Source organism: Streptomyces albus subsp. albus, from assembly GCF_000719865.1.
GTDB classification, from domain to species: Bacteria; Actinomycetota; Actinomycetes; order Streptomycetales; family Streptomycetaceae; genus Streptomyces; species Streptomyces albus_E.
In genome coordinates this window covers 73817-85561 of the sequence record NZ_JOID01000026.1, presented here as the reverse complement: position 1 = coordinate 85561, position 11745 = coordinate 73817, and the positions used below count along the sequence as shown (strand labels likewise).

The 11745-nt window shown below is 73.0% G+C and carries 9 protein-coding genes; 6 read left to right on the top strand and 3 right to left on the bottom strand.

What is annotated here, in order from left to right; translation table 11 throughout:
* Positions 1-374: 374 nt before the first annotated feature.
* Entirely contained in the window at positions 375-2006 is a 1632-nt protein-coding gene (gene aceB / locus IF83_RS0124010) for a malate synthase A (RefSeq protein WP_030547502.1), read from the bottom strand.
* A 411-nt stretch (positions 2007-2417) separates the two neighbouring features.
* Positions 2418-3194, bottom strand: coding sequence for a nucleotidyltransferase family protein (locus tag IF83_RS0124005; RefSeq protein WP_078843798.1), 777 nt, complete (start codon positions 3192-3194; stop codon positions 2418-2420).
* Between the two features lie 352 nt (positions 3195-3546).
* Between IF83_RS0124005 and IF83_RS0124000 the strand changes: the two genes are divergently transcribed.
* Positions 3547-3858, top strand: a complete 312-nt coding sequence (locus tag IF83_RS0124000) for a DUF5955 family protein (RefSeq protein WP_030547498.1) — start codon at positions 3547-3549, stop codon at positions 3856-3858.
* 127 nt (positions 3859-3985) lie between these two features.
* On the opposite strand, the gene IF83_RS0123995 is transcribed toward IF83_RS0124000, so the two are convergent.
* Positions 3986-4789 (bottom strand): IclR family transcriptional regulator, encoded by an 804-nt coding sequence (locus IF83_RS0123995; protein ID WP_030547496.1) that lies wholly within the window; start codon positions 4787-4789, stop codon positions 3986-3988.
* Positions 4790-6005: 1216 nt separating this feature from the next.
* Here IF83_RS0123995 and IF83_RS0123990 point away from each other — a divergent pair.
* The 5 genes from IF83_RS0123990 (at position 6006) to IF83_RS0123970 (ending at position 11652) form a co-directional block, all read left to right on the top strand.
* Positions 6006-7238, top strand: coding sequence for a cytochrome P450 family protein (locus IF83_RS0123990; RefSeq protein ID WP_051723268.1), 1233 nt, complete (start codon positions 6006-6008; stop codon positions 7236-7238).
* Between the two features lie 201 nt (positions 7239-7439).
* Positions 7440-8246: a GntR family transcriptional regulator gene (locus IF83_RS0123985; protein ID WP_051723282.1), complete on the top strand. Its 807-nt coding sequence runs from the start codon at positions 7440-7442 to the stop codon at positions 8244-8246.
* Between the two features lie 486 nt (positions 8247-8732).
* Positions 8733-9683 carry a sugar ABC transporter substrate-binding protein gene (locus IF83_RS0123980; protein ID WP_037681115.1) on the top strand — a complete coding sequence of 317 codons (951 nt, stop codon included), beginning with the start codon at positions 8733-8735 and terminating at the stop codon, positions 9681-9683.
* A complete protein-coding gene (locus IF83_RS0123975; protein WP_030547488.1) occupies positions 9680-10747 on the top strand; it encodes an ABC transporter permease in 1068 nt (355 codons plus the stop codon). Before IF83_RS0123980 ends, IF83_RS0123975 begins: the two co-directional genes overlap by 4 nt.
* Positions 10714-11652 carry an ATP-binding cassette domain-containing protein gene (locus tag IF83_RS0123970; RefSeq protein ID WP_030547486.1) on the top strand — a complete coding sequence of 313 codons (939 nt, stop codon included), beginning with the start codon at positions 10714-10716 and terminating at the stop codon, positions 11650-11652. The genes IF83_RS0123975 and IF83_RS0123970 overlap by 34 nt, the downstream gene beginning before the upstream one ends.
* Positions 11653-11745 lie beyond the last annotated feature (93 nt).

Here is an 11745-nt window from a genome sequence, read left to right as displayed (position 1 = left end):
GACATCCCACGCTCCCCATCCCGCCAACGACCATAGCCATCAGCAAGACGAACGACACAACCCTGCTCGAATCACGAGTTTCCCAACGGAGTCGTTCACACCCGGGAGGAATCGCATTTTCCGGCCCCGGGCCGCGCGGCGGTCCGGTAGCCTCTTCGTATCCGTTCGCGAGCCTGCAAGGCACGAACCGGTTTGCCGGGGATACGGCTCCGATGGCGCTGACCGGGTGGATGTCGCCGGGCCTGTCCCGGCGTGGGGCCCCGTCAACGGTCCCGCACCGCGGCTCCGCGGTGGATGTGACTCCGGGCGTGGAAGCCGGCCGCGCAGGAGAGCATGAACCGGTGTGACCGACTGAGCCAACAAGCTCGGTCCGTTCACGACCGAGAAGTTGACTCCAGCAGTTCGTAGGCCGGCACGGTGAGGAAGTCCTCGTACTTCTCGTCGAGGGAGACGCGGAGCAGCAGGTCGTGGGCGCGCTGCCACTTACCCGCCGCGAAGGCGTCTTCGCCCAGTTCCCGGCGGATCGCGGCCAGTTCGTCCGCGGCGATGCGGCGGACCAGTCCGGCCGTGGCCTTCTCGCCGTTCTCGAACTCCACTCCGGCGTTGACCCACTGCCAGATCTGGGAGCGGGAGATCTCGGCGGTGGCGGCGTCCTCCATGAGGTTGAAGATGGCGACGGCGCCTGTGCCGCGCAGCCAGGCTTCGATGTAACGGAGGCCCACCTGGACGGCGTTGACCAGGCCGTCGTAGGTGGGCTCGGCCGTCAGGGAGCCGACGGCGAGCAGGTCGGCGGCGGAGACGTGGACGTCCTCGCGGAGCCGGTCCTTCTGGTGGGGCCGGTCGCCGAGCACGGCGTCGAAGGACTCGCGGGCCACGGGCACCAGGTCGGGGTGGGCGACCCAGGAGCCGTCGAACCCGTCGTTCGCCTCCCGGTCCTTGTCCGCCTTCACCTTGGCGAAGGCGGCCTTGTTGATCTCGGAGTCGCGGCGGGAGGGGATGAAGGCCGCCATGCCGCCGATGGCGTGCGCGCCGCGCTTGTGGCAGGTGCGGACGAGCAGTTCGGTGTACGCGCGCATGAACGGGGCGGTCATGGTGATCGCGTTGCGGTCCGGGAGGACGAACGCCGCTCCGGCGTCGCGGAAGTTCTTGACGATGGAGAAGAGGTAGTCCCAGCGGCCGGCGTTGAGCCCGGAGGCGTGGTCACGCAGTTCGTAGAGGATCTCCTCCATCTCGTACGCGGCGGTGATCGTCTCGATGAGGACGGTGGCGCGGACGGTGCCCTGCGGGATGCCGAGCCGGTCCTGGGCGAAGACGAAGACGTCGTTCCAGAGCCGGGCCTCCAGATGGGACTCCAGTTTCGGAAGGTAGAAGTACGGTCCCTTGCCGAGGTCGATGAGGCGCTGGGCGTTGTGGAAGAAGTACAGGCCGAAGTCGACGAGGGCGCCGGGGAGGGCGCGGCCGTCCTCGCCCCGGAGGTGGCGCTCGTCCAGGTGCCAGCCGCGGGGGCGGGTGACGACGGTGGCCAGCTCCTCGGCGGGGCGCAGCGCGTAGGTCTTGCCGCGCGGGTCGGTGAAGTCGATGCGGCGCTCGTAGGCGTCGATCAGGTTGAGCTGGCCGAGGATGACGTTCTCCCAGGTGGGGGCGGTGGCGTCCTCGAAGTCGGCGAGCCAGACCCTGGCGCCGGAGTTGAGCGCGTTGATCGTCATCTTGCGGTCGGTGGGGCCGGTGATCTCCACACGGCGGTCGTTGAGCGCCGCGGGAGCCGGGGCGACGCGCCAGTCGCCCTCGCGGATGTCGGAGGTCGCGGGCAGGAAGTCCAGGGTGCCGGTGCGGGCGATCTCCTCACGCCGCTCCTTGCGGAGGGCGAGGAGTTCGTCGCGGCGCCGGGTGAAGCGGTGGTGCAGCTCGCCCAGGAAGACGAGCGCTTCCGGGGTCAGGACCTCCTCCTGCCGTTCCACTGGCTCGGCGTTGACGACGGTCGGCGCGGTCGGCACCGGTGCGGACATTGCGGTCACTCCTTCTGGGGCGGTGGGCGGTGGGCGGTGTGAGGGGGGAGGGAAGAGGGCCGGGGCTCGTGTGTGCGGGGTGGCGCGGAGGCTGTGCCGGGGCCCGGGTGGCGGGCTCCGGGGTGCGTGGGGGTGCGCAGGCGGATGAACCTCTGTTAATGGAGAGTAGTTTCCTCATTGTGGAAGTTCAATGCCGGGTGCCGGGTGCCGGGTGGCGGGGGCGCCGGGGCGGGGACGCCGGGGCAGGGGCACCGGGTGGGATGACGGCGAACGGGACCCCGGGTCCGGACGGCGCGCAGGGGTCAGGGCCGTGCAGGGCCGAGGGGTGATGGCGGCGAGTGGTGGCAGGGGCGCGGGGAGGGCAGGCGTAAAAGGCTCGTACCGGCCGTCCTTGGCGTCCCGTGCGGCGGGTCAACCGCCGCCGTCCAGCAGTCGCAGGTCTCCGGGGGTGTCGATGTCGTCGGGGGCCGCGATGTCGGAGCAGTCGACCAGGTCCAGCGCGTCACGGTGCTCCGCCAGGTAGGCCCGGGCGCCCTGGTCGCCCGCGGCCCGCTCGGCGACGGCGGCCCAGTGGGCGGCGCCGAACAGCACCGGATGGCCGCGCCTGCCGTCGTAGGCGGCCGCGGCCAGGCTCGTCCGGGAGTGGCAGGCCGCCCGTACCCGTGCGACAGCCTCCGCGCCCACCCCGGGCTGGTCCACCAGGGCGACGAGCACCGCCGTCACCTCCCCTGCCGTCGCTCCCGCCGCTGTCACCCCGGTGGTGATCCCGTACGGGGTGGCGCGGGGTGAGCCGGGCGGCGCCGGTGAAGCGCCGGGACGGGGAGGAGCCGGCGACCCGAGCGCGATCGGGGAGAGGGAGGCGAGCCCCGCGCGCAGTGAGGAGCCCATGCCCGCCTCCCACTGGGGGTTGCCGACCAAGACGCAGCCGGGGAGTTCCGCACGCGCCCGTACCTCCTCCTCCGCCGCGCCCAGCACCACGTGCACCGGCTCGCAGCCGCCGTCGCGGAGCGCGCGGGCCGCGTGTTCGACGAGCGGCCGTCTCCGGTGGGGCAGAAGCGCCTTGGGCCGGCCGCCCAGTCGCCGGCCGCCGCCGGCGGCCAGCAGCAGACCGGCGACCCGGGGTTCGGGGAGGCCCCTCCGGGCGTCGGTCGCGTCCGTCCCGGGTGCTGTCCCTGCCGGCTCCGTCATGTCCCCTGCATACCGCACCGGTGGCCGTGATGCTGTCCGCCCGTGGCGGGCGGGGCGGACGCTTGCGGCCCTTCCCCGTGCGCAGTCCCGGCCGGTCATCGGCGAGGTTGTCCGGTACGGACGGAATCGTACGGCTGAATTTCGCCCTCTGTGTAGCGCCCGCAGCGGAGAGTGGCGTTAACTGTCCGCAGCCCGGTGCGACTGACTCGTGAGCCCGGGGCCGGTAGGGCCCGTAGCGCCATGTCGAGGAGCGAGGGGAAGCGCGTTGCGAAGTGATCGGACGGACTGCGGCAAGCGGACGGCCATCGTCGCGAAGGCGGGGACCACGGCGGGCGGCCGGGGGCACCGGCCCGTGGACGGAAGCGGTGGCCCGGACCCGCGCGTGGAGGAACTGTGCACCGCGGTGTCGCGGCTCCGCCGGGAGCTGGCGGCCCATCCGGCCGACCTGCGGGACCGGGGCATAGCCGAGGACGAACTCGCCGCCCTCTCCGCCATGGTGAGCGCGGGAGTGCCGGAAATCCCGCGGATGCGGCGCTCCTTGCTCCTGGTCGCGGGAGCCGTGGGCTCGGTCAGCGCGCTGGCGCTGGCGCTGGCGCGGGTGCGCCAGGCGATCGAACTGTTCGGCAGCAGACCGGAGCAGAGGTCGGGCGGCCGGGCCGTGTAGAGAGGCCGGCCGGGCCGTGTAGAGGCCGCGCCTCCCCGGCTGTGCCCGGGCTCGGCGGGGAGGGAGGGGCGGCCGTGTCCGAGGGGCCGGTGGCGCCGGCGCCCCGGCGGGCAGGCGGGGTGGAACGCTAGGCGGGCGTCTCGGCCCCGGTCAGCGTCTCCGACAGCTCGGCCGCGACCTCCCGCAGCAGCGGAACGATCTTCTCGGTGGCCTCTTCCGTGAGTCGTCCCGCCGGCCCGGAGACGGAGATGGCCGCCGCGGTCGGTGAGTCCGGTACGGAGACGGCGAGGCAGCGGACCCCGATCTCCTGCTCGTTGTCGTCCATGGCGTAGCCGGAGGCCCGCACCTCCTCCAGGGCCGTGAGGAAGTCGTCCGGCCTGGTGATGGTCTTCTCGGTGGCGGCGGGCATGCCCGTGCGGGACAGCAGCGCGCGCACCTCGTCGGCCGGCAGGTGGGCCAGCAGGGCCTTGCCGACCCCGGTGGAGTGCGGCAGCACGCGGCGGCCGACCTCCGTGAACATCCGCATGGAGTGGCGGGAGGGCACCTGGGCGACGTAGACCACCTCGTCACCGTCGAGCAGGGCCATGTTCGCCGTCTCCCCGGTCTCCTCCACGAGCCGGGCCAGATGCGGCCGCGCCCAGGTGCCGAGCAGGCGGGCCGAGCTCTCGCCGAGCCGGATGAGGCGGGGGCCGAGGGCGTAGCGGCGGTTCGGCTGCTGGCGGACGTAACCGCAGGCCACCAGGGTCCGCATCAGCCGGTGGATGGTGGGGAGGGGCAGGCCGCTGGTGCCGGAGAGTTCGCTGAGCCCGACGGCGCCGCCTGCGTCCGCCATCCGTTCGAGCAGGTCAAAGGCCCGTTCGAGGGACTGCACGCCACTGGAGCCGTTGGCTGGCCTGGCGGCTGCGGTGGTCCTGTCGCTGGACGGCGGCACGTCGCATCCTTTCGGGGCGGTCGGGCCGGTCGCCGTTACGGGTGGTTACAGGTGCGGGCGGGGGCGGCGGACCGGGTGCCAAGAAGCCTACCGGGCCGCCTCACCGACCCCATGGGGAGCGGTTGTCGGGGCCGGTGGAGGCCGGTGGGCCTCGGGCGGAGGCGTCGGGTGGTGGGCAGGCGGTGGGCAGGCGGTGCGCGGGGGACGGCAGGGACTGGTGGCCGGGGAGGGGCATCGGATGGTGCCGTGAAGTGATCTTCGTGCGGGTCCTGTGAATGCCGTGCGAACATCTGCCAGGTGTGCTTGAGACGGGATCTCTACGCGCGTCATGCTGGGAAAGCGCGGATCCCCCCATGGTGCCCCCCACCTGGTGGCGGCCGTCCTCCCCCACGGGCGGCCGCCGCACCACAGATCGGATTCACGCCGATCGCGGCCCGTCCGCCGCCGTCTGCTCGTCATCCCCCCTCCGTCGACGAGCGGATGCCGCGGCGGCGGTCACCGCGAACCGCGGACCGCAGGTCGGGGGCCGGGGGCTGAACGAGCGGGTGTGCTGCTGAACGAGCGGGCCCGCGGCTGAACGGGAGGGATCGCGCGGCCGGTGCGCCCGTCTCCTCCCACCCCCCGTCCGGCGCAGCCCCGGGCGCGGTTTTCGCGCCCCCGCTGCCCGGCGTCGCGCCGTCGTGGCAGGCGTCCTCCAGGCCGCAGCCCGCCTGAGCGCCTACCGCATCCGCTGTACGGGGCCGTACTGCCGGCGAAGGACCGGTGGAAGGATGCCTCCCTCGCTGGGTCGACGCCCCGTCGGCGGTGCGGCTCGTAGGCTCCCGGTACGCCGGTACGCCGGCGGGTCCGTGTCCGTGTCCGTGCCCGCGGTTGTGCCAGACGCGTAGGCGGTCACATGCGGGGGCACGGTCACGAACGGGGCCATGCCACCACCGTGGGCAGGTCGCGAACACGGTCACGTCACGAAGGGGGCCGGGCCGTCACACCCGTCCACGGACACCGGGCCGGGGCCGGAGCCGGACAACAGCATCCAGAGGAGCGGTAGATGGCGGAGCAGACCGATACGCGGTTAGCGGAGCCGGCGCGAGAGGGGACATCCGGGACCGGACCGCACCACCCGGGGGCCGGCGCGCCGGACCTTCCCGTCCAGCCGGCTCCCGAAGGGCGAGAGGCGCCGGACGTGCCGGGCACACAGGACACACAGGACAGGCCGGGGATGCCGGACGCCCCCCACGGGCGGCCGGAGGCGTCGGGCACGCCGGACCCTCAGATCGTCGATCTCACCGCCTACGGCGACCGCTTCACCTCCGATCCCTATTCCGTCTACGCGGAGTTGCGCGCCCGGGGCGCCGCGCACAGGGTGCGCCTCGACGAGCGGAGCACGGTCTGGCTGATCGTCGGGCATGACGAGGCCCGTGCCGCGCTGGCCGACCCCCGGTTCAGCAAGGACTGGCGCAAGGCGCCGCACATGGAGTTCACGGACTCCCCGATCAACGCCAACATGCTGGACTCCGACCCGCCGGACCACACGAGGCTGCGGCGGCTCGTGGCCCGGGAGTTCACCGCGCGCCGGGTGGAGGCGCTGCGCCCGCGGGTGGAGGAGATCACCGCTGAACTGCTCGACGCGATGGCGGCGGCCCCCGGCGGGCGGGCGGATCTCGTCGAGGCGCTGGCCTTCCCGCTGCCGATGTCGGTCATCTGCGAACTGCTCGGGGTTCCGTCCCTCGACCGCGCGGCGTTCCGCGCCTGGAGCAATGAACTCGTCTCCCGCACCAGCCCGGACGCGGAGAACGCGGCGGTGCACGCGGTGGCCGAGTACCTCGCGGGTCTGATCGAGGAGAAGCGGCGCCATCCCGGGGACGACCTCCTCAGCGGTCTGATCCGCACCACCGACGAGGACGGCGACCGGCTGGCCCCGGACGAACTCGTCGGCATGGCGTTCCTCCTGCTCGTCGCCGGTCACGAGACGACCGTCAACCTGATCACGAACGCCGTGCACGCGCTGTTCCGCCACCCCGACCGCCTGGCCGAGCTGCGGGCCGAACTCTCGCTGACGGAGCAGGTGGTGGAGGAGACGCTCCGCTGGGACGGACCGGTGGAGAATTCCACCTTCCGCTTCGCCCGGGAGGCGGTCGGGATCGGCGGTGTGACCATTCCGGCCGGTGAGGGAGTCGTCATCTCCCTCGCCTCGGCGGACCGCGACCCGGCCCGGTTCCCGGACGCGGACCGGTTCGACCCCGGCCGCCGGGCGGGCGGGCATCTCGCCTTCGGGCACGGCATCCACTACTGCCTGGGCGCGCCGCTGGCCCGGATGGAGGGGCAGATCGCGATCCGCCGGCTGCTGGAACGCTTCCCGGACCTGGCCCCGGACCTGCCGGCCTCGGACCTCCCCTGGATCCCGGGGCTGCTGATCCGCGGCCTCCGCCGGCTGCCCGTGCGGGTCCGCTGAGGCGGCCCGCGGGCGGGTGGGGCCGCGACGTCCGTGACGACGGCCTCCTGACGGGCGTCCGGAGCCGCACGGCGGGCGCGCGGGGCGTCGGCGGCGGACGTCCCGGAGCTCTACGGCGGACGCGAGCGCGCCGCATTGTCCGGACAATCCGACCGGATCGCTGTCCCCGGCCCACCCCGGAGGGCTACCCTCCCCCTCGTGGTGAAGCGTGACGGGGGGCGGACCGGGGAACGGGCCGGGGGTCGCGCCGGGGAACGGGCCGGGGCGGCGTCCTCGCTCCCGCTCGGCGTCGACCGGGGCAGCCCCGTACCGCTCTATTTCCAGCTCGCCCGGCAGTTGGAGGAGTTGATCGAGCGGGGCCGCCTCGCACCCGGCAGTCTGCTCGGCAACGAGATCGAGCTGGCCGCGCGGCTGGGCCTGTCCCGTCCCACCGTCCGGCAGGCGATCCAGTCACTGGTGGACAAGGGGCTGCTGGTGCGCCGCCGCGGGGTCGGCACCCAGGTGGTGCACAGCAAGGTCAGGCGCCCGCTGGAGCTGAGCAGCCTCTACGACGACTTGGAGGCGGCCGGGCAGCGCCCCGCCACCCGGGTGCTGCGCAACACCGTCGAACCGGCCGGTGCCGCGGTCGCCGCGGCGCTCGGGGTGCCCGAGGGGGCGGAGGTGCGCCTCGTCGAACGGCTGCGGCTGGCGCACGGCGAACCGGTGGCAAGGCTCCGCAACCACCTGCCGCCGGGCCTGCTGGAACTGGGCACCGAACGGCTGGAGGCCACCGGCCTCTACCGGCTGATGCGGGAGGCCGGGATCGCCCTGCACAGCGCCCGCCAGTGCGTGGGCGCCCGGGCCGCCACCGCCGCCGAGGGGGCGGAGCTGACGGAGCCGGCGGGGGCCCCGCTGCTGACGATGGAGCGGACCACCTACGACGACACGGGGCGGGCGGTCGAGTTCGGCTCCCATGTCTACCGGGCCTCCCGTTACTCCTTCGAGTTCCAGCTGCTCGCCCGGCCCTGAGGGTTCCGTCGCGCTGCGTGGCCGGGGTGTGAACAGAGCGTCGACCGGGGGCGGATGGGCGGCGGGCGCGGGTGGCGGGTGTCACCGCGCCTGACGCGGCCCCCGGGTGGCTCCGGCAACTTCTCGCGCGCTCCGGGCCGTTGGGCTGTGGCCGAACCGTGTCCCGGACTCCGGGCTGTGCCAGCCGAACCCGGGGAAGGACCTGCGGGGAACAGCACGGCCGGCGGTGACGGATACTTGACCGGCCTGCCGGGACGGGCAGCAGAGCGCGACGGGACGGGCGGGACGGGAAGGACCGGCCGGACACGGGCGGACCGGGCCGGACGGGACGGACCGGACGGCCGGACCGGCCCGCTCCCGGAGCGGCGGGCACCGCACCGGCGACCGCGTACCGCCGGATACGGACAGCGAGAAAGGTATGACACGGTGGCAAGGGCTCACAGAGGCGTACGGACAACGGGCGTGGTGCTGGCGGCAGCGCTGGGCATGACCCTGGCGGCGTGCAGCAGCACGGGCGGGAAGCAGGCCGAGGAGCGGTCCGGGGACGGGGCCGGCGGGCGCTCCGCCGCGGGCACCCCGCAGTGGACCTTCGCCATGGTGACCCACTCCGGTGACGGTGACACCTTCTGGGACATCGTGAAGACCGGCGCCGAGAAGGCCGCGGCCAAGGACAACGTCAAGTTCCTCTACGCGCGTCATGACGAGGGCCAGCAGCAGGCCGAACTCGTCCAGTCCATGATCGACCAGAAGGTCGACGGGCTGATCGTCACCCTCGCCAAGCCGCAGGCCATGAAGGACGTCGTCGCCAAGGCCGTGAAGGCCGGGATCCCCGTGATCACCGTGAACTCCGGCTCCGCCGAATCCGAGAAGTTCGGCGCCATCACCCACATCGGCCAGGACGAGACCATCGCGGGCGAGGCCGTCGGCGAGGAGCTCAACAAGCGCGGGAAGAAGAAGGCCATCTGCGTCCTGCACGAGCAGGGCAACGTCGGCCACGAGGAGCGCTGCGACGGCGCCCGCTCCACCTTCGACGGAAAGATGGAGAACCTCTACGTCGAGGGCACCAACATGCCCGAGGTGCAGTCCGCCATCGAGGCCGAGCTCCAGTCGGACAAGTCCGTGGACACGGTCCTCACCCTCGGAGCGCCCTTCGCCGCCACCGCCGTCAAGGCCAAGGAGAGCGCGGGCAGCGAGGCGGAGGTCAACACCTTCGACCTCAACCCCGCGGTCCTCAAGGGCCTGGAGAAGAAGGACCTCGGCTTCGCCGTCGACCAGCAGCCCTACCTCCAGGGCTACCAGGCCGTGGACCTGCTCTGGCTGTACCGGTACAACGCCGACGTCCTCGGCGGCGGCAAGCCCGTGCTCACCGGCCCGCAGATCATCCACCGGGAGGACGCCGGCAAGCTCAAGTCCTACATCGAACGGAAGACGCGGTGAGCGCGCCGGCCACGACCGCGCCCCCCGCGTCGCCGCCCCCGGCGAAGGCGGACGAGCGCCTGGTGCGCCGGTCCCTGCCGCGCAGGCTGCTCGGGCGGCCCGAGCTCGGCGCCGTGGTCGGCGCGGTCGCGGTCTTCGTGTTCTTCGCGTTCGCGGCCGACAGCTTCCTGACGCCCGCCGGCCTCGGCACGGTGCTCTACGCCTCGTCGGTCATCGGCATCATGGCCGTCCCGGTGGCGCTGCTGATGATCGGCGGCGAGTTCGACCTGTCGACGGGCGTCATGGTGACGTCCTCCGCGCTGGTCTCCTCGATGCTCAGCTACCAGATGTCGGCGAACGTCTGGGTGGGCGTCGGGGTGTCCCTGCTGACGACCCTGGCCATCGGCTTCTTCAACGGCGTCATGCTGGTGCGGACGAAGCTGCCGAGCTTCATCATCACGCTCGGCACCTTCCTGATGCTGACCGGTCTGAACCTCGGCTTCACCAAGCTGATCAGCGGCGGCGTCTCCACCGACACCATCGGTGACATGGAGGGCTTCGAGTCGGCCCGCACCCTCTTCGCCTCGCACCTCCAGCTCGGCGGCGTGCGGCTGGAGGCCACCGTCCTGTGGTGGCTCGGCCTGGTGGCGCTCGCCACCTGGATCCTGCTGCGCACCCGCGCCGGCAACTGGATCTTCGCGGCGGGCGGCGGCGCGGACGCGGCCCGCGCGGTCGGCGTCCCCGTCAACCGCACCAAGATCGGCCTCTACACGGGAGTGGCCTTCGCCGCCTGGATCTCCGGGCAGCATCTGCTGTTCCGCTATGACGCGGTGCAGTCCGGCGAGGGCGTCGGCAACGAGTTCCTGTACATCATCGCGGCCGTCATCGGCGGCTGCCTGATGACCGGCGGCTACGGTTCGGCGATCGGTTCGGCGATCGGCGCGCTGATCTTCGGCATGACCAGCCGGGGCATCGTGTACGCGCAGTGGGAGGCCGACTGGTTCAAGTTCTTCCTCGGGGCGATGCTGCTGCTGGCCACGCTCCTCAACGCATGGGTCCGCAAGCGGGCGGAGGCGACCAAGTGACCGACACGGCCGGTACGGCGGAGAACACCTCGGGAGCGGACGGCGCGCCGGAGGCGGCGGCAACGGCGGAGTCGCCGGGCCACGGCACGCCTCTCGTCGCCCTGCGCGGCGTCAGCAAGTTCTACGGCAACATCAGGGCGCTCCAGGACGTCAGCCTGGACGTCCACGCGGGCGGGATCACCTGCGTCCTGGGCGACAACGGCGCGGGCAAGTCCACCCTGATCAAGATCATCTCGGGGCTGCACCAGCACGACGGCGGGACCTTCGCCGTCGAGGGCGAGGAGCGCCGGCTGTCCTCCCCCCGGGAGGCTCTCGGCCTGGGGATCGCCACGGTCTACCAGGATCTGGCCGTGGTTCCGCTGATGCCGGTCTGGCGGAACTTCTTCCTCGGCTCGGAACCGACCGTCGGCCGCGGCCCGTTCAGGCGGCTCGACGTGGCCACGATGCGCGCGACCACCCGCCGGGAGCTGCTGCGGATGGGCATCGACCTGCGCGACGTCGACCAGCCGATCGGGACCCTCTCCGGTGGTGAGCGGCAGTGCGTGGCGATCGCCCGTGCCATCCACTTCGGGGCCAAGGTCCTCGTCCTGGACGAGCCCACGGCGGCCCTCGGCGTCAAGCAGTCGGGGGTGGTGCTGAAGTACGTCGCGGCGGCCCGGGACGCCGGTCTCGGCGTCGTCCTGATCACGCACAACCCGCACCACGCCTACCTCGTCGGTGACCGGTTCGTCCTCCTCAAGCGGGGAGCGATGGCCGGCAGCCACGCACGGGACGCGATCGGGCTCGACGAGCTCACCCGGCAGATGGCGGGCGGCTCGGAGCTGGAGCAGCTCAGCCACGAACTGGAGCGCGCACCGGCACCGGACCTGGCCCCGCCGGAGGCGCACCGCACCGCGACGGCGTGACGGCGCCGGGGCGCGGGCCCGCTCCCGGCCGCGGCCCGGGCCGGGGCCGTGCCCGCGCCCCGCGCCGGGCAGGGGCCCCGGTCCGCCGTTGTG